18 protein-coding genes are annotated in these 17716 nt (G+C 63.8%); 11 read left to right on the plus strand and 7 right to left on the minus strand.

Translation table 11 applies throughout. The features are described from left to right. Nucleotides 1-10: 10 nt before the first annotated feature. Nucleotides 11-760 carry a haloacid dehalogenase type II gene (locus tag ACFQX9_RS10670; RefSeq protein ID WP_018453415.1) on the minus strand — a complete coding sequence of 250 codons (750 nt, stop codon included), beginning with the start codon at nucleotides 758-760 and terminating at the stop codon, nucleotides 11-13. 92 nt (nucleotides 761-852) lie between these two features. After that, the gene (locus ACFQX9_RS10675; protein WP_377788266.1) at nucleotides 853-1863 is read right to left on the minus strand and encodes an NAD(P)-dependent alcohol dehydrogenase; all 1011 of its coding nucleotides are present in this window, start codon (nucleotides 1861-1863) and stop codon (nucleotides 853-855) included. A gap of 84 nt (nucleotides 1864-1947) precedes the next feature. On the opposite strand from ACFQX9_RS10675, the gene ACFQX9_RS10680 reads away from it, so the two are divergent. Further along, nucleotides 1948-2295 carry a MerR family transcriptional regulator gene (locus ACFQX9_RS10680; RefSeq protein ID WP_085361262.1) on the plus strand — a complete coding sequence of 116 codons (348 nt, stop codon included), beginning with the start codon at nucleotides 1948-1950 and terminating at the stop codon, nucleotides 2293-2295. Nucleotides 2296-2407: 112 nt separating this feature from the next. Here the strand turns inward: ACFQX9_RS10680 and ACFQX9_RS10685 are convergent, their stop codons facing one another. Beyond that, the gene (locus tag ACFQX9_RS10685; RefSeq protein ID WP_027565452.1) at nucleotides 2408-3292 is read right to left on the minus strand and encodes an amidohydrolase family protein; all 885 of its coding nucleotides are present in this window, start codon (nucleotides 3290-3292) and stop codon (nucleotides 2408-2410) included. A 322-nt stretch (nucleotides 3293-3614) separates the two neighbouring features. Here ACFQX9_RS10685 and ykgO point away from each other — a divergent pair, with 322 nt between their 5' ends. From ykgO to ACFQX9_RS10700, 3 genes are all read left to right on the plus strand, one after another. Next, nucleotides 3615-3740, plus strand: a complete 126-nt coding sequence (ykgO, locus tag ACFQX9_RS10690) for a type B 50S ribosomal protein L36 (protein ID WP_006611362.1) — start codon at nucleotides 3615-3617, stop codon at nucleotides 3738-3740. A 117-nt stretch (nucleotides 3741-3857) separates the two neighbouring features. Beyond that, on the plus strand, nucleotides 3858-4496 hold the full coding sequence (locus ACFQX9_RS10695) for a tetratricopeptide repeat protein (protein ID WP_026232527.1): 639 nt from the start codon (nucleotides 3858-3860) through the stop codon (nucleotides 4494-4496). A 124-nt stretch (nucleotides 4497-4620) separates the two neighbouring features. Next, on the plus strand, nucleotides 4621-4881 hold the full coding sequence (locus ACFQX9_RS10700) for a hypothetical protein (protein WP_085361292.1): 261 nt from the start codon (nucleotides 4621-4623) through the stop codon (nucleotides 4879-4881). A gap of 12 nt (nucleotides 4882-4893) precedes the next feature. On the opposite strand, the gene ACFQX9_RS10705 is transcribed toward ACFQX9_RS10700, so the two are convergent. After that, a complete protein-coding gene (locus ACFQX9_RS10705; RefSeq protein ID WP_007596968.1) occupies nucleotides 4894-5076 on the minus strand; it encodes a hypothetical protein in 183 nt (60 codons plus the stop codon). A gap of 325 nt (nucleotides 5077-5401) precedes the next feature. Between ACFQX9_RS10705 and ACFQX9_RS10710 the strand changes: the two genes are divergently transcribed. Beyond that, a complete protein-coding gene (locus tag ACFQX9_RS10710) occupies nucleotides 5402-6358 on the plus strand; it encodes an alpha/beta fold hydrolase (protein WP_018453421.1) in 957 nt (318 codons plus the stop codon). A gap of 108 nt (nucleotides 6359-6466) precedes the next feature. Here ACFQX9_RS10710 and cycA read toward each other — a convergent pair whose 3' ends face one another. Continuing rightward, nucleotides 6467-6862: a cytochrome c-550 CycA gene (gene cycA / locus ACFQX9_RS10715; protein WP_018453422.1), complete on the minus strand. Its 396-nt coding sequence runs from the start codon at nucleotides 6860-6862 to the stop codon at nucleotides 6467-6469. A gap of 273 nt (nucleotides 6863-7135) precedes the next feature. Here cycA and ACFQX9_RS10720 point away from each other — a divergent pair, with 273 nt between their 5' ends. Then, a complete protein-coding gene (locus tag ACFQX9_RS10720; RefSeq protein ID WP_018453423.1) occupies nucleotides 7136-8629 on the plus strand; it encodes an FAD-linked oxidase C-terminal domain-containing protein in 1494 nt (497 codons plus the stop codon). A 53-nt stretch (nucleotides 8630-8682) separates the two neighbouring features. Here ACFQX9_RS10720 and ACFQX9_RS10725 read toward each other — a convergent pair whose 3' ends face one another. Next, the gene (locus ACFQX9_RS10725) at nucleotides 8683-9018 is read right to left on the minus strand and encodes a putative quinol monooxygenase (RefSeq protein ID WP_026232528.1); all 336 of its coding nucleotides are present in this window, start codon (nucleotides 9016-9018) and stop codon (nucleotides 8683-8685) included. Between the two features lie 214 nt (nucleotides 9019-9232). On the opposite strand from ACFQX9_RS10725, the gene ACFQX9_RS10730 reads away from it, so the two are divergent. The 4 genes from ACFQX9_RS10730 to ACFQX9_RS10745 all read left to right on the plus strand — a co-directional run bounded on the left by ACFQX9_RS10730 (nucleotide 9233) and on the right by ACFQX9_RS10745 (nucleotide 13661). Continuing rightward, a complete protein-coding gene (locus ACFQX9_RS10730) occupies nucleotides 9233-10471 on the plus strand; it encodes an FAD-binding protein (protein ID WP_018453425.1) in 1239 nt (412 codons plus the stop codon). Then, entirely contained in the window at nucleotides 10468-11790 is a 1323-nt protein-coding gene (glcF, locus tag ACFQX9_RS10735) for a glycolate oxidase subunit GlcF (RefSeq protein ID WP_377788281.1), read from the plus strand. Before ACFQX9_RS10730 ends, glcF begins: the two co-directional genes overlap by 4 nt. Nucleotides 11791-11888: 98 nt before the next feature. Beyond that, nucleotides 11889-12242 (plus strand): histone, encoded by a 354-nt coding sequence (locus ACFQX9_RS10740; protein WP_377788404.1) that lies wholly within the window; start codon nucleotides 11889-11891, stop codon nucleotides 12240-12242. Nucleotides 12243-12656: 414 nt separating this feature from the next. After that, entirely contained in the window at nucleotides 12657-13661 is a 1005-nt protein-coding gene (locus ACFQX9_RS10745; RefSeq protein ID WP_026232529.1) for a TorF family putative porin, read from the plus strand. 243 nt (nucleotides 13662-13904) lie between these two features. On the opposite strand, the gene ACFQX9_RS10750 is transcribed toward ACFQX9_RS10745, so the two are convergent. After that, the gene (locus tag ACFQX9_RS10750; RefSeq protein WP_018453429.1) at nucleotides 13905-15668 is read right to left on the minus strand and encodes an ABC transporter ATP-binding protein/permease; all 1764 of its coding nucleotides are present in this window, start codon (nucleotides 15666-15668) and stop codon (nucleotides 13905-13907) included. Nucleotides 15669-15980: 312 nt separating this feature from the next. Here ACFQX9_RS10750 and ACFQX9_RS10755 point away from each other — a divergent pair, with 312 nt between their 5' ends. Continuing rightward, entirely contained in the window at nucleotides 15981-17645 is a 1665-nt protein-coding gene (locus ACFQX9_RS10755) for an L-lactate permease (RefSeq protein WP_026232530.1), read from the plus strand. The last annotated feature ends 71 nt before the right edge of the window (nucleotides 17646-17716 follow it).

Genomic DNA, 17716 nt, shown 5'->3' on the forward strand with positions numbered 1-17716 from the left:
CATTCCAGACTTACCGTTGGGCGGCGATGCCTAAGCAACTTGGCAGTTCCGAGAGCGCCCGGACGCGATGATCCGGCGCAAAGCCGAGCTCGTCCATCTGGGTGCGGATCGCCTTAAACATCGTCAGCGGTGCCACGAGTTCGTTCTCGACGCAAGCCAGCGCCATCGCTTCCGGCGTCACCCGTTCGATCCAGGCAACGTTCAGTCCGAATGCTTTCGCGCCCGCGACATCCCAGGGATTGGAGGAGACGAACAGCACCTCGTCAGGCGCGGTGCCGAGCACCTCGCCGATCAGCTCATAGGCCTCCGGGCTCGGCTTGAAGATCTTCTTCTCGTCGACGCTGATCGTGGCGTCGAGCAGGGCGTCGAGGCCGGAGTTGCGCACGAGCGCATTCAGCATGTCCGGACTGCCGTTGGAGAGGATGGCGAGCTTTCGCGGTTTCAGAGCCGTGAGCGCCGCCGTCGCATCCGGATAGAGATCGAGATGAAGGTACTTCTCGACGACGCGCTCGAATGCCTCATTCTCGTAAGCGAGCCCGAGCACGCGCAGCGTATAGGCAAGCGAGTCGCGCGTGATGGCTGCAAAGTCCTGGTAGCGCCGCATCAGCGAGCGCAACCAGGTGTATTCGAGCTGCTTGATTCGCCAGATCTGCGTGATGATCTCACCGTAGCCCGGAAACGCATCCTCGGTGGTCTCGGCGACCGACTGGATATCGTAAAGCGTTCCGTAGGCATCGAAGACAACGGCTTTGAGACTCAATTGACCTGTCCTCCGGGATCGTTGCGGTCCACGGACTATACAAGGCGCCGCGGTATCGATCCAACACGGAAACGCGAACTGAGCCCTCGCTTCTAAAGCCTGATCACGATCTTGCCGAAGTGTGAGCCGGTCCGCAGGTGCGCATACGCTTCGGGAACGTCGTCGAAGTCGTAGACCCGATCCACGATCGGGTGGATCGCGTGTTCGGTCAGGAAGCGATTCGTCGCGGCAAAGTGTTCGACCGATCCGACGGTGACACCGATGATGTCGGCATTCTCCCACTGAAGGCGCGCGAGGTCCGGCTTGGGACCGAACCCCGTCAAGACACCGATCTGGACGATCTTGCCACCCGAAGCGACCGATCGCAGCGATCGGTCGTAGGTGCCGGGACCGCCGAGTTCGAGGATGTGACTGGCACCTCTGCCATCCGTTGCGTTCATCAGCGCGACATCCCAGTCGGGCGTGTCGCGGTAGTTGATAAGAATCGAGCCGCCCAGCGCCTTGGCGCGGGCGAGTTTTTCGTCGGAGGAGGATATCACGATCGCACGCGCCCCCAGCGCCACTGCGAATTGAAGCCCGAACAGCGCGACGCCGCCTGTTCCCTGGACCAGCAGCGTGTCGCCTTTGCGCATCCCGCCGCGTGCGATGAGGCCATGGAAAGCCGTGACGCCGGCACAGGGCAGGGTCGCTGCCTCCACCGCGGACAGATGGGCCGGCACTGAGACCAGCGCGGTCGCCGGCAGCACGACATACTCAGCCAGCATTCCATCCATCGTGTTGCCACCGAGGGATGACGGAATATAGCTGGACTTGAACGGCCCCGAGATCCAATTGCGGAAGAACGACGCAGCGACGCGGTCTCCGAGTCGCCATTGCGCGACGCCGGCGCCGATGGCGTCAACGACGCCCGCACCGTCGGAGAGTGGCACGCGGCGGTTGATCTCGCCTTGGCCTGCACGGTCGAGGATCAGGAGGTCGCGGTAATTCAGACTTGCCGCTTCGACCCGAATGCGGACCTCGCCATCGGAGGGTTCGGGTTTGCCGACGTCGACGCACGCAAGGCGGCCAGCACCAGCATGGCCATTCAAATGGTAGGCTTTCATCGTTGCTCCCTTCACGAGTGGCGTTCACTTGGACGAGCAAAGTCTGTAAGGTCTGACAGTGCTGTCAGGGTCAAGGGGCTTCAGATGAAAATCGGCGAACTCTCCCGGCGGACGGGGGTCAGCGTCCGAATGCTGCGCTACTACGAAGGCGAAGGACTGCTCACGCCGCTGCGGACGAACTCCGGCTATCGCGACTATGGCTTGGCCGAAGAGGAAACCGTACGGCGCATCAAGATGCTCGGCGGCGCGGGAATGACGCTCGAAACCATCAAGCGGTTGCTCCCATGCGTGAGGAACAACGATCCAGCTTTCACGCCGTGCAACGAGCTGCGAAAAATACTCACTCAGCAGGTCGGCCTGATCGACGAACGTATCGAGACGCTCAGCCAAAGCCGGACAATCCTGGCCGGCTTCCTCGCAGGCGTGAACTGATCGCATAACATAGCCATCAGATTCACCGCGCCAAAGTCTTAGGCCCTCAGGGCCGGAGCATGAGGGCTTCGATAGCAGCGTCGAAGCCCTCGATGCGCTGACGAGTACGCGCCTAGATCCCCAGCAGCTTGCGCGCGTTGGCCTTCAGCACCTTCGGCCGGATCTCGTCGCGGATCTCGATCTTGGCGAAATCCGACAGCCAGCGGTCGGGCGTGATCACCGGCCAGTCCGAACCGAACAGCATCTTGTCCTGCAGAATCGAGTTGATGTAGCGCACCAGGATCGGCGGGAAATATTTCGGCGACCAGCCCGAGAGGTCGATGTAGACGTTGGGCTTGTGGGTCGCGACCGACAGCGCCTCTTCCTGCCAGGGGAAGGAGGGATGGGCGAGAATGATCTTGAGGTCGGGGAAATCGGCCGCGACGTCGTCCATGTACATCGGGTTGGAATATTTCAGCCGCATGCCCATGCCACCGGGCATGCCCGAGCCGACGCCGGTCTGGCCGGTGTGGAACAGCGCGATCGCGCCGCCATTGTTGATCTCTTCATAGAGCGGATAGGCCATGCGGTCGTTGGCGTAGAAGCCCTGCATGGTTGGGTGGAATTTGAAGCCGCGCACCCCGTATTCCTCGATCAGCTTGCGCGCCTCGCGCACACCGAGCTTGCCCTTGTGCGGGTCGATCGAGACGAAGGGGATGAGAACGTCGAGATGGTCGGAGGCGATCTCCAGCATCTCCTCATTCTTGTAGCGGCGGAAGCCGGTCTCGCGCTCGGCGTCGACCGGGAAGATCACCGCGGCGATGTTCTTGGACCGATAGTAGGCGGCGGTCTCCGGCACGGTCGGCGGATGCTTGTGCGGCGACTTGAAATAGTCCGCCATCTGCGCCTGGAAGTCGTCATAGCCGTCGTCGGGATGGGTGCCGCAGGGCTCCTCGGCGTGGGTGTGGATGTCGATGGCAACGACGTCGTCGATGTTCGGCAGCTTCAGCTTCGGCATGGGTTTCCTCCCGACGGGTTGTCGAATTGATTATATGATATAACGAATTTGGCAAGGCATTGTGGGGACAAGGCCTTGTGGGATCGGCGTCGTCCGAGATGATTGAGCCCGATCCGGCCGCTTCTACTTTGCATGGGGTTGTTTTCCTGAATTTGCTGGGTGCGATCGGGCCAGTTAACATTGACATCCGGTCCTCCCATGCCTTAAGAACCGCCCCGTCCCGGGCGGTCGGTCCGCCAGCGGGAAAATCTCATTTTGCCTCATTCGCGCGTGCCGAAACGGTAGTGCCGAACACGGCCTTTCGAACGTTCAGGATTCTGCCATGAAGGTCCGTAACTCGCTGAAATCGCTGCGCGGTCGCCATCGCGCCAACCGCCTGGTCCGCCGCAAGGGCCGGGTCTATGTGATCAACAAGGTGCAGCGCCGCTTCAAGGCTCGCCAGGGCTGATTTGGGCGGCTGATTTCGCCCTGCCGGACGCTCGCGCGCCCGCAAGACCACGGTCTCACACGAGTTTGACGCCGCCCCTGCTTTGCAAGGGCGGCTTTGCGCGTTTAGACTTCGACCATGGCAGTGAGATTCCTCTTCGCGCGCACCCTGTGTCTGGCTCTTGTGCTGGGAGCCGCCGGCCTCGCTCCGGCGCTGGCGCAGGCTGATCCGCCGGCTCCGCCCGGCAAGCAGAAGAAACTTCCGGAAGCGCCGGCCAAGCTGCCCAAGGTCGACCGCACCAAGAATCTCGATTTCCTGTTCGGCGCGCTGAAAGCTGCGCCCGACGAAGCCAGCGCCAAGCATGTCGAGGCGCGGATCTGGGCGATCTGGATCCAGACCCCGAGCGACACCGCGGCGCTGCTGATGGCGCGGGCCAAGACCGCGGTCGACGCAAAGAAGATCGAGGTTGCGATCAAGCTGCTGGATTCGGTGGTCAAGCTCAGGCCCGACTACATCGAGGCCTGGAATCGTCGCGCGACGCTCTACTACATGCAGAACGATTATGGCCGTTCGCTCGCCGACATTCGCGAGGTGTTGATCCGCGAGCCTCGTCATTTCGGCGCGCTCGCAGGCCTCGGCATGATCATGCAGGAGGTCGGCGACGAAAAGCGCGCGCTCGAAGCCTACCGCAAGGCGCTCGCCGTCAATCCGCACCTCGAGAAGATCCCCGACCAGGTCAAGGCGCTGACCGAGAAGGTCGAAGGCCGCGATATTTAGCGGACAAGTCGATCATTGCTCGAGCGAATGCGGCGCAGGGGGATTAACCACGATGACACGCGCCGCGTTACAAGGGGTGTGGCTGGCACCGCCGCAGACCTACCTTCATGGCGGGAGCACAGCCATGAAGCGTTTGATCTTTGCAGGTACGTTGCTGTTGGCGTCGGGCACGGCGAGCCTCGCCGACGGACTGTTCTGGGTGGTCGGCAATCGCGCCACCGGAAAATGCAACATCGTGACCAGCAATCCCGTGATCTTCGGCGACGTCTGGTTCGGTGACGGTCCTTACAAATCGAAGGCCGACGCCAAGCTTGCCCGTTCGACCATCCGCGCCTGTCCCGCACCCACGCCTGATGAGGAAAAGGACGAGGACAGCACGAACTAGGTCGACAGCAATCTAGTGCAAAACGCTGCCTTCGCGCTCGGCGAGGCCGCGATCGACCGCTGCGGCGTAGGCCTTTGCAAGCTCCGTCTCGAGGTGCTCGTTGATCAGCAGCAGCGCGCGCACGGCACCGCGCAGGTCACCGTGGCAGCTTGCCACGATCTCGTCGATCGCAGTATCTTTGGATCTCAGGCTCATCGAAATTCTCCGGTTCAAATCAGGATAAATCCTGCCGGTCTTCCCGCATCCCTGAGGGTTGCGAGCACGATCGGCGCCCACCTGCGTCTAAATGGCGGAACCGACCATGGCGATTATAAGGAAGCCGCGATGACGAGTGCATGAAGCTGTTTCGAAGCCTGCGTGCTCCGGGGAGCGGTATTGATTTCATTGCGTTTTTCTCGCTTGAATTATGCACATATCCACAGCCCCGGCATTTCAAGTGGAGCGCGGGGGCTCCCCGGGCGAAACTGCCGGCCGCAAGCCACGTAACTGCCCTGTGCCTTGGGTCGCCCGGATTCCGTCCATGATCGTGATGTCAGTCGTGACCGCGCTGGTTGTGCTGGCGCTGGTCACGCAGGCCGGCGTCCTCGCCGTGCAACGCGCCTTTCCACCGCAGGGCCGGATGATCGAGGTCGAGGGTGCCGTGCTTCACCTCGTCGATATCGGCCCGCGCGATTCGGGCCTGCCGATCGTGATGCTGCACGGCGCGAGCTCCAACCTCGAGGCAATGCGGCGGCCGCTCGGCGATCTCCTCGCCAGGAACCATCGCGTCATCCTGATCGACCGTCCCGGCCACGGCTGGAGCACGCGGGCGCGGCGGCAGGATTCGACGCCGGAGGTCCAGGCGCGAATGATCGATGAGGCGCTCGGCAAGCTCGGGATCGATCGCGCGGTGTTCGTGGTGCATTCCTGGAGCGGCGCGCTCGGCGCGCGGCTGGCGCTCGATCATCCCGGCCGCGTCGCGGGCCTTGTGATGCTCGCGCCCGTCACCCATCCCTGGCGCGGCGGCGTCGGCCGCTACAACGAGATCATCGCAACGCCCGTAATCGGCCCGCTGCTCGCCTACACCATAACCCTCCCGCTGGGCTATTTCCTGAGCGAGTCCGGCGCGCGCAACGTCTTCCTGCCGCAAACGATGCCGGACGGTTTCGTGCAGGACTCCGCGACGCCGTTGCTGCTGCGCCCGCGCGAGTTCATCGCCAATGCCTATGATCTGGTGTCGCTGAAGCAGGCGGTGGCTGCGCAAGCTCCGCGCTACGGCGAGATAACGGCGCCGGTCACGATCATCGCCGGCGAACCCGACAAGACGGTAAAGACCGCCATTCACGCCCGCCCGTTCGCCGCCACCGTGCAGAATGCCAAGCTGATCGTGCTGCCTGATCTCGGCCACATGGTGCAGAACGCGGTGCCCGATCTCGTGAAGACAGAGATCGAGACGATGATCGGGAAAATCGTCCCGGCGCAGGCGACCGCCGATTAGAGCGTTTTCGAGCGAAGTGGATGCCGGTTCGCGTGAAGAAAACGCGTCAAAACGAGAAGCTGGAGCTTCGGTTCAGAACCGAAGCTCCAGCGGCCGCCGTTCCGGCGCTTACTGCTTGATCTTTCCGTCTTTGTCGAACTGCGACACGTAGGCCCAGAGATTGTTGATCTCGGTCTCGTTCTTGATGCCGGCGAACGCCATCTTGGTGCCGGGGATCTTGGCCTTGGGGTCCTTGATGTATTCCTTGAACACGGCCTCGTTCCAGGTGATGCCGGAATTCTTGTTGGCGTCGGAGTAATTGTAGTCCGGCGCGGTGCCGGACTTGCGGCCGTCGAGGCCGTTGAGCTCGGGGCCGACCTTGTTCTTGGCGCCTTCGCCGATCGCGTGACAGGCCAGGCATTTGTTGAACGACGACTTGCCGGCCGCGACGTCCTGCGCCATCGCGGCGGGTGCGGTGGCAATCGCGGTGAGGATGGTCAATGCGCCAAAAATCAGTTTTGTCATCGGGTGCTCTTCGTCTCTTCCCTGGGGGCTGGTCAGTTGCATGCCTGATCGGCAACGGTCGGACCTGCCGGTTTTGGCAGGCCTGCTCGGATTGGACAAGCCGCCAAACCATGGCAGGTTTCACGATTTCCTACTTGTCCCAGAGCGAACTCGCGCAGGATCGTCGATCCGACTTTCGGACGGCCTACCCAAACCACCGCGGACGTGGTTGATTTACCGCGACAAATCGATCATGCGGCCTTGGCCGGAAGGATATGCCATGAAGGAAATGTTATGGCCATCATGATGCCCGCGAGCGACCAGGCCGTGCTCGCGCGCCGCGCCGAGATCGTGGCTGCATTGCGCGCAATCGTGCCGGGCGAAGGCGTGATCGACAGCGCCGCCGAGATGCGGGCCTATGAATCCGATGGGTTGACGGCCTATCGGCAGCCGCCGATGGTCGTTGTGCTGCCCGACACGACCGAGCAGGTTTCGCTGGTCCTGAAATATTGTGCAGGGCAGGGCATCAAGGTGGTGCCCCGCGGCTCCGGCACCTCGCTGTCCGGCGGCGCGCTGCCGCTGGAAGACGGCGTGCTTCTGGGCCTCGGCAAGTTCAAGCGCATCCGCGAGATCGATTTCGACAACCGCGCCGTCGTCACCGAACCCGGCGTCACCAACCTCGCGATCAGCCAGGCCGTCGCCCATGCTGGGTTCTACTACGCGCCGGATCCGTCATCGCAGATCGCCTGCTCGATCGGCGGCAATGTCGCGGAGAATTCCGGCGGCGTGCACTGCCTGAAATACGGCATGACCACCAACAACGTGCTCGGCTGCGAGATCGTGCTGATGAGCGGCGAGATCCTGCGCATCGGCGGCAAGTCGGCGGAAAACTCCGGCTACGATTTGATGGGCGTCATCACCGGCTCGGAAGGCCTGCTCGGTGTCATCACCGAGATCACGGTGCGCATCCTGCAAAAGCCGGAGACGGCGCGCGCGCTGATGGTCGGCTTCGCGCAAGTCGAGGCGGCCGGCGAATGCGTGGCGCGCATCATCGGCGCCGGCATCATTCCCGGCGGCATGGAGATGATGGACAAGCCCGCGATCCACGCCGCGGAGGCCTTCGTCCATGCCGGCTATCCGCTCGATGTCGAGGCCCTCCTCATCATCGAGCTCGACGGTCCCAAGATCGAGGTCGACGAGCTGATCACGCGGGTCGAGACGATTGCGAACGCTTGCGGCTCGACCACCTGCCAGATCTCGACCTCGGAAGCCGAGCGCAATCTGTTCTGGGCCGGCCGGAAAGCCGCCTTCCCCGCCGTCGGCCGCATCTCCCCGGACTATCTCTGCATGGACGGCACCATCCCCCGCGGTGCGCTGCCGAAGGCGCTGGCGCGCATCCGCGAGCTCTCGGAAAAGTACCAGCTCGGTTGCGCCAACGTGTTCCATGCCGGCGACGGCAATCTGCATCCGCTGATCCTCTATGACGCCAACAAGCCCGGCGAGATCGAGCGCGCCGAAGCCTTCGGCGCCGACATCCTGCGCGCCTGCGTCGAGTTCGGCGGCGTGCTCACCGGCGAGCACGGCGTCGGCATCGAGAAGCGCGATCTGATGCCGGAAATGTTCAGCGAGATCGACCTCAACCAGCAGCAGCGTCTGAAATGCGCCTTCGACGCGCAGGGCCTGCTCAATCCCGGAAAGGTGTTTCCGACCCTGCACCGCTGCGCCGAGCTCGGCCGCATGCACGTCCATGCCGGGAATCTGGCATTCCCGGACATCCCCCGGTTCTAGGCGCTTGCGCCGATGGAAGGGCTTGCGATGCACGCCTCTTTCCTCGGCAATGCCTACAGCAGTCCGTATTGCGCCCGCTCGCGCTTTGCCAGCAGCGGCAGGGCTTCGCCAGCGATCCAGGTCTTGAAATGCGCGCTCTCCTGGTGCGCCTTGAATGCCGCCTCGTCGCGGAACAGTTCGTAGAACAGGAACTGGGCCGGATTGTCCTTTGCGCGCGAGATCAAGAACAGCTTGACGCCGTCCTCGCGCTGGGCCTCCGGCAGGAAGCGGTCGAGGATCGCGGCGATCTTGTCGGCCTCGCCCGGCTTCGCTTCCCATTGCGCGACGACGAGCAGGCCGCCGCCGTCGACGGCGTCGCTGAGCGATTTCTGCGTGGCATAGTGGTTCATGATGTCGTCTCCGTCGGTTGGTCTCTCGGTGCAGATTTGTAGCGATCGGCTGTCGGCTTTGGTTCGCCGGTGATCGAAGTGTCGATGTCGTGAATGCTTCGATGAGGATCGAATCTTGGCCGTGGCTCCGAGGTCGAGCCGCATCGCGCGGCAATGGCCGCTGTCGTCACGCTGCATTTGATTTTGGCGGCGAATTTCGCTACCGCCTTTGCCCGTGGATACGCTCAAGGTACGAGACGCCAAAGACGTCGAAGAGGTGGTGCGCGCGGCGATTGCCAATGAGCAGCCGCTCGAGATCATCGGCCATGGCTCCAAGCGCGGCATCGGCCACGCGATGGCGACCAACGCCGTGCTCGACGTCTCCGCGCTGAATGCCATCACCGGCTACGAGCCCAACGAACTCATTGTCACGCTCCAGGCCGGGGCGCCGCTGGCCGACGTGCTGTCGCTGATCGATGCCAAGAACCAGCAATTCGCCTTCGAGCCGATGAACACCGCGCCGCTGCTCGGCACGCCCGCGCTCGGCACCATCGGCGGCATGATCGCGGCTGGCCTGGCCGGTCCGCGCCGGATCAAGGCGGGCGGCGCGCGCGACCATCTGCTCGGGGCGCATGCCGTCTCCGGTTTCGGCGACAGCTTCAAGACCGGCGGCAAGGTGGTGAAGAACGTCACCGGCTACGACCTCTGCAAGCTTCTCGCCGGTTCCTGGGGCACGCTGTCGGTCATGACCGAGGTCACGCTGAAAGTGATGCCCAAGCCGGAGGCCGAGCGGACGCTGTTGCTGCGCGGGCTCGACGATGCCGCCGCCAACAAGGCAATGACGGCGGCGCTCGGCTCGCCTTTCGATGTCTCCGGGGCCGCGCATCTGCCGACATCGGCGTTCCGGACCGAGATCGAAGGTCTCGGCGATATCGCAGGCCAGGGCGAGGCGCTGACCGTGCTGCGGCTCGAGGGCATTGCCGCCTCGGCCGCCCACCGTGCCGGCTCGCTGCGCGAATTGCTGGCGCCGTTCGGAACCGCAATTCTCGTCGAGGACACGGCGTCAGCGGCGCTGTGGACCACGATCCGCGACGTCCTGCCGTTCGCGGCCAGTGGCGCGCTGGGGGCCTGGCCGGTCTGGCGGATCGTCTGCCCGCCGGCGTCGGGCGCGGCGCTCGGGACCCTGCTGGCGCGCGAGACCGGTGGCGACGTGATCTACGATTGGGGTGGTGGACTGATCTGGGCGGCGGTGCCACCGAAGCCGGACGCGCATGCTCGGGCCGTGCGCGAACGTACGAATGCCGCCGGCGGGCACGCCACGCTGATCCGGGCGGCCGAGGACATCAGGCGCGCGATCGATGTATTCCACCCGCAAGCCCCTGGCCTTGCCGCGTTGAGCGAGCGGGTCCGCGCCAGTTTCGATCCGAAGACCATCCTCAACCGGGGGCGGCTGACGCGAGGCACTGCCGCATGAAGACCGAATTCTCACTCGCGCAGCTCGCCGATCCCGACATCGCGGAAGCCGACAAGATCCTGCGCGCCTGCGTCCATTGCGGCTTCTGCACCGCAACCTGTCCGACCTATGTGCTGCTTGGCGACGAGCTCGATAGCCCGCGCGGCCGCATCTATCTGATCAAGGAGATGCTGGAGAAGGACCAGACGCCGACGGCCGAAGTGGTCAAACATGTCGACCGCTGCCTGTCGTGCCTGGCCTGCATGACGACCTGCCCCTCGGGCGTGAATTACATGCATCTGGTCGATCAGGCCCGGGTCAGGATCGAGCAGCGTTACGAGCGGCCGCTCGCCGAGCGGCTGCTGCGCCGAGTGCTGGCCTTCGTCCTGCCGCACCCGCAGCGTTTCCGCGCCAGCATGTGGCTGGCGCGGCTGGCCCGCCCGCTGGCCGCGTTCCTGCCGACGCCGCGGCCGTCGGCGACGCCCGGCCTGGTTCTGCGCCTCAAGGCGATGCTGGCGCTGGCGCCGGACCGGCTGCCGCCGCCCGGGCCCGCCGCCGGCAGTGTGTTCGCGGCACTCGGCAAGAAGCGCGGCCGGGTCGCGCTGCTCCAGGGCTGCGCCCAGCAGGTGCTGGCGCCGCGAATCAACCAGGCCGCTATCAGTCTCCTCACGCGCCACGGCATCGAGGTCGTCCTTGTCAGGGACGAGCAGTGCTGCGGCGCCCTGACCCATCACCTCGGCGACGATCAGGACGCATTGGCACGGGCTCGCGCCAATGTCGCGGCGTGGCGCGCGGAAGCGGCCGGCGAGGGGCTCGACGCCATCCTGGTGACGGCGTCAGGCTGCGGCACCGTGATCAAGGACTACGGCTATCTTCTGCGCGAAGACGCTGCGTTTGCCGCCGACGCGGCGAAGGTCTCTGCGCTCGCCAAGGACATCACTGAATACGTCGCCGGCCTTGGAGTCGCGGCCACGACGCGACAGCACAACATCGTCGTCGCTTATCACTCTGCGTGTTCGTTGCAGCACGGGCAGAAAATCACGGGCCTTCCGAAAGAATTGCTTTCCAATAACGGATTCGTGGTGAAAGATGTGCCGGAGAGCCATTTGTGTTGCGGTTCGGCGGGGACTTACAACATTCTCCAGCCCGAGCTTGCGGGCCGGTTGCGCGATCGCAAGGTCGCCAACATCGCGAGCGTCAAGCCGGACATGATTGCCGCAGGCAATATCGGCTGCATGGTGCAGATTGCCAGTGGCACGTCAGTTCCGGTCGTACACACGATTGAGCTTCTCGATTGGGCTACGGGCGGGTCGCAGCCGGCACTGAACGCGCAAGACTGAGCTTTCGAAGACTAAGCTTCGAGGGCTGAGCTTTCGTCCGGAGGTAACGGCTGAAGACACCCGATCGACCATTGTTCGGCGGCAACAGGAGGATCACGATGGCGAAAGCGAAGAAGAAAAAAAGCAAGAAGGCCAAAAAGGCCAAGAAGGCAGTAGCGGCGAAGAAGACCTCAAAGAAGGCAGCCAAGAAGTCCGCGAAGAAATCCGCGAAGAAGTCTGCCAAGAAGGCTACAAAGAAATCTGCGAAGAAGGCCGCGCCAAAGAAGGCCGCTAAGAAGGCTGCGCCTAAGAAGGCCGCCAAGAAGGCTGCGAAGAAAGCGGCGCCGAAGAAGGCGAAGGCAGCTCCGAAGCCGTCAACGCCGGCAGCTCCGGCTCCCGAGCCTGCCGCCGAGACAAGCTGGGCGATGCCTTCGTCTTCTGCGGACACGACACCGGCCGAAGGACAAGGTTAGGCCCAAGGTCAGGCCAAAGGCTGGATCCAATCCGACGACCATGATCGGCAACAGGAAGGCCGCAGCGGCGATGCTGCGGCCTTTTTGCATCGGCGCGCCGGCGCGCGGGGATGATCTCGTCGGGAAGCAGCCTGATTCGTGGCACGGGCAGCACGGTACCGCCGGACCCGTACTAACGCGGGCCTCCCAGTGCACTTTGGAATGCAAATAATGTGATCGAGAAGACACACGGGCTGACAACCTTTCGTGGAATCGTCAGAACGCCCAAAAAGTCGGCAGATGCCCGCGTTTTTTGCTTCACGGTTTGCCTCACCCCATCCAGATTGCCGCAGTTACGAAATTTGCAATCAGGTCGAGCGTTCCGGGGGCTTCCGGGATCCGGCTGGGGTCTTAGAACTGGTGATGGGGATCGAAATGAAAAAAGTGGCTTTGTTGGCAACGGCGCTGGCAATGGTGACGGGCTCGGCTTTCGCGGCAGACATGCGAGTGAAGGCACTGAAGGCCCCGCCGGTGGTCGCGTTTGATCCCTGGGATATCGCCTTCGGCGGCGCCATCATGAGCGACTACATCTTCCGCGGCGTCACGCAGTCGAACCACAAGCCGTCGGTCGCGGCCTATTTCGAGCCGCGCTACAACGTCAACAAGGACCTCCAGCTCTACGTCGGCGTGTCCGCCGAGAGCATCTCCTTCGCCAATCGCGCTGCTGCTGAAGTCGACATCTACGGCGGTATCCGCCCGACCTTCGGCGCCTTCGCCTTCGATATCGGTGTCTGGGGCTACCTGTATCCGGGCGGCAGCTGCGCCGACAACGTGCTCACCGGCGGCATTCCGGGCGGCAACGTCTGCGGCGTCAGCACGACCACTATCTTCCTCGCCGACGGCAACGTCATGAAGAAGGACGTCAGCTTCGTCGAAGTCTACGGCAAGGTGAACTACACCATCAACGACAGCTTCACGGTCGGCGCGACCGAGTACTACTCGCCGAACTTCCTGAACTCGGGTGCCTGGGGCAACTACGCTTCGTTGACCGCCAAGTACACGGCGCCCAGCACGGCCTTCGGTGCTTCCGGCATGGGCATGTACGTCTCGGGTGAGTTCGGCCGGCAGTGGTTTGGGACTTCGGACGCCTTCTACGGCACCGGCGTCGGCACCGTTTTCGCCAACGGTATCCCCTACAAGGACTACAACACCTGGAACATCGGCATCGGCTTCACCTACAAAGTGTTCACGCTGGACCTGCGTTACTCCGACACCGACCTGAACAAGGGTGATTGCAACGCCTTCACCAGCGCCTTCAACGCCACCGGCACCACCAACGTCACCGCGATCAATCCGGGCGGCGCTGGCTCCAACTGGTGCGGCGCGGCCGGCATTGCCAAGCTGTCGTTCGACCTGACGGCCATGAGCAACCTGAAGTAGGCTTCTTCCCGAAGCGAATTGATGAGGGCGGCAGGGCAACCTGCCGCCCTTTTGCTTTGGGGCTTTGGGGCGTAGGCCAGGGGCCCGCATGGTTCGAGACGGCGGCCTCCGGCGGGCTCCTCACCATGAGGGGTCACAGATCTCACCGCGAGGACAGACCTCATCCTGAAGGCCGAAAAAGGCGGGCGTCTCGAAGCACGGCCGCAACCAAGGGCCATAGCCTCAGAGCTTCGTCGGGCCGTCTCAGCGTGCCGCGCTCGGCTCCTTCTCGACCGGCACACCACCGTCACCGAGGACGTGGATCGCGCCGTGCTTCACCATCGTCACCTTGCGGGTATGGAAGGCTTCCAGCGTCGAGCGGTGGCCGATCGAGACGAGGGTGGCCTGTGGCAGCTTCTCCGCCAGCAACCGGTACAGGCGGGCCTCGGACGGCTCGTCCAGCGAGGCCGTGGCCTCGTCCAGGAACAGATAGTCCGGCGCGTGCAGCAGCGCGCGGGCGAGCCCGAGGCGCTGCTGCTCGCCCAGCGACAGCATCCGGTTCCAATGACCGTCCTCCTCAAGCCGCTCGGCGAGGTCGGGCAGGCCGACCGCGATCAGCGCGTCCCTGACGCGTGCAGTTTCGAATGCGCCCGGCGCGGCCGGATAGACCACCGCGTCGCGCAACACGCCGACCGGGAAATAGGGGCGCTGGGGCAGCATCATCAGCTTCGCTTTTTCCGGGACGAAGATGGTGCCGGTGCCGAACGGCCAGATGCCGGCGATGGCGCGGAACAGCGTCGACTTGCCGGAGCCCGACGGTCCGGTCACCAGCACGCGCTCCGGCGTCTGGACGGAGAAGGCGTCGGTGGCGACCAGCGGCGTGCCGCTCGGCAGGTTCACGCAGAGCTGTTCGAGGGTGATATTGCGATTGCCGCCGGCGGCCTTGAGGGCGATCGCAGGCTCGTGCGGCGGCAGGTGCGCGGCCGCATCGACCGACATCTCGAAGCCGTCGAGGCGGGCGACGATCGAGCGCCATTCCGCCAGCGATCGGTACGCCGTGACGAAGAACGACAATGCGCCCTGTACGCTCGAGAAGGCGGAGGCGGTCTGCATCATGTCGCCAAGCTGGATCTTCTTGGCGAAGAAGGCCGGCGCCACCAGCACATAGGGAAAGATCACGGCAGCCTGCTGGTAGCTCGCGGTGAACGCGGTGAGGCGCTTGGTGCGGCTCATGATGGCGTACCAATTGCCGATCACGAAGCCGAAGCGGTCCAGCAGCCGGCCGCGCTCGGCGCCTTCGCCCTTGAGCAGCGCGATCTGCTCGGAATTCTCGCGGACGCGGACGAGGTTGAAGCGGAAGTCGGCCTCGAAGCGCTGCTGCTCGAAATTGAGATTGACCAGCGGGGCACCGATCCAGTGCGTCAGCGCGGTGCCGAAGATCGCGTAGACCAGCGCGCCCCAGCACAGATAGCCGGGGATCATGAGATCGGCGCCGAACAGGTGCAACGGCGCAGCATTGGAAAGCCCCCAGAGGATGATCACGAATGAGAACAGCGTCACGATCGACGAGAGCAGGCCGAGCCCGATGGTCAGGGTCTGCTCGACGAAGTTCTTGACGTCCTCGGTGATGCGCTGGTCCGGGTTGTCGGCCGCATCGCCCTTGAGCTGCATGCGGTAGTGGGTGGCGCCTTGCAGCCATTCGCCCAAATAGTGCCGGGTCAGCCATTGCCGCCAGCGGATCTGGAGCCACTGGTTCAGGTACAGCTTGTAGACCGCCAGCGCGATGAAGGCGGAGGCGAGGCCGATGAAGATCCAGATCTCCCTGACGAAGCTATCCCAGTCACTTGCCTGCAGTGAGCTGTAGAACCGGTTCTGCCATTGATTGACCAGGACGTCGATCGCGACCAGCGCCAGCTCCATCGCGATGACTGCGGCAAGCAGGCCGCGGCCGGCCCATTTGTCCTCCGACCGGAAATAGGGGGCGGCGATTCGCCAGACGATCGCGAGCGTGGCGCTGATGTTCTTCACAGAGCTCTGTCTCCTGAGGGATGTGCACAACTGCCCGGGGCCAAAGACTTGGGACGACGGCGGAAATCGGCGCGCTTAGACTAAAGTCGCAAGTCCTGCAATTTGCGTTGGCTTGTCGCAGCTTGCAACCCTAGCATGGGGCTCGACGGCGCGGGGTGGGGGCCTTCGGGATTTCGCGAGCTTGTGAGCGGACGGGAACCGCTGCATTCGCGAGGAATTCGCGTCCGGCTCGGGGGGTATCGCTTCAGCGTCAAGCAGGATCGGCTGTCCACGCGGGCCGCCTGCAGCACACATGCGTGGGGGAGGAAGATCATGTGGAATCAAGTTTATGACCCGTTGCACAGCCCCGTGCTGTCGACGATCGCCGCGGCAGTCCCTGTCGTCACATTGCTGGTCCTGATCGCGAGCGGACGGGTCCAGGCTCATATCGCAGCGGTCATCGCGGTGATCGTGGCCAATTTGATCACGATCTTCGTCTTCACCATGCCGGCGAACATGTCGATCCGCGCCTCGGTGCTGGGCATCGTCACCGGGTTCTTCCCGATCGGCTGGATCGTTCTCAACGTCATCTTCCTCTACCAGGTGACAGTGAGCACCGGACGCTTCGAATTGCTCAAGCGCGCGGTCGGCGGCGTCACCGAGGACCGGCGGCTGCAATTGCTGCTGATCGCGTTCTCGTTCGGCGCCTTCTTCGAAGGCGCCTCGGGCTTCGGCACGCCGGTCGCGATCACGGGCGCCGTCCTGATCGGCCTCGGCTTCTCGCCGCTTGCAGCAAGCGGCCTGTCGCTGATCGCCAACACCGCGCCGGTCGCTTATGGGGCGCTGGGCACGCCGATCCAAGGCCTTGCCTCGGTGACCGGGCTTGATCCCTACATCCTCGGCGCGATGGTCGGCCGGCAATTGCCGTTCTTCTCGCTGATCGTGCCGTTCTGGGTGGTGTGGGCGTTCGCGGGCTGGAAGGGCATGAAGGACGTCTGGCCGGCGATCCTGGTCACCGGCGTGTCGTTCGCGGTCCCGCAATTCGTGATCTCGAACTACGTCAATCCCTGGATCGTCGACATCGGGGCGTCGCTGATCTCGATGGGGGCGCTGATCCTGTTCCTGAAGGTCTGGCAGCCCAGGCAGCTCTGGCTGTCGCCGGCGCTGCGCGGCCGCGATGAATCGGCCGCCACCATGGCCGCGGCAAAACCGATGGACAAGACGCCGCTGACGCAGAGCGAGCTGTTCAGCGCGCTGCTGCCGTGGATCATCGTCTGCATCGTGATGCTGATCTGGGGCAATGGTGGATTCAAGACCTGGGCGAACTCGATCTTCACCTGGAACTATCCCGTTCCCGAGCTGCATCAGATGATCAACAAGATGCCGCCGGTCGCGCCGGGGCCGACGAAAGAGAGCGCGGTGTTCGGCTTCACCTATCTCTCGTTCACCGGCACCGGCATGCTGATTGCGGCGATCATCTCAGGCTTCCTGATGGGCGTCGGTCCTGGCCGGCTCTTGACGGAATACGGGCGCACCATCCGGCTTTGCGCGATCTCGCTGATCACGATCTCGGCGATGCTCGCGATTGGCACGCTGACGCGGCTCTCCGGCGTGGACGCGACGCTCGGTCTCGCCTTTGCTGCAACCGGCGTGCTCTATCCCTTCTTCGGCACGCTGCTCGGCTGGTTGGGCGTGGCGCTAACGGGATCGGATACCGCTTCCAACGTTCTGTTCGGAAATCTTCAGAAGATCACCTCCGAGCAGCTTGGTCTGTCGCCGATCCTGATGGCTGCGGCGAACTCGTCCGGCGGCGTGATGGGCAAGATGATCGACGCCCAGTCGATCGTGGTCGCGTCCACCGCGACGAATTGGTACGGGCACGAGGGCACGATCCTGCGCTTCGTGTTCTGGCACTCGATCGTGCTGGCCTCGTTGGTCGGCGTGTTCGTGACGCTGCAGGCCTATGTCTGGCCGTTCACGGCGATGGTCCTGAAGTAGCAGGCCACGCCCGGCTTCAAGCCAAATCCCCGCGAGGTTGCTCCTCGCGGGGATTTTTGCGTGGCCCATGG

It is taken from the genome of Bradyrhizobium sp. GCM10028915 (genome assembly GCF_042666195.1).
Taxonomy (GTDB): domain Bacteria; phylum Pseudomonadota; class Alphaproteobacteria; order Rhizobiales; family Xanthobacteraceae; genus Bradyrhizobium; species Bradyrhizobium canariense_D.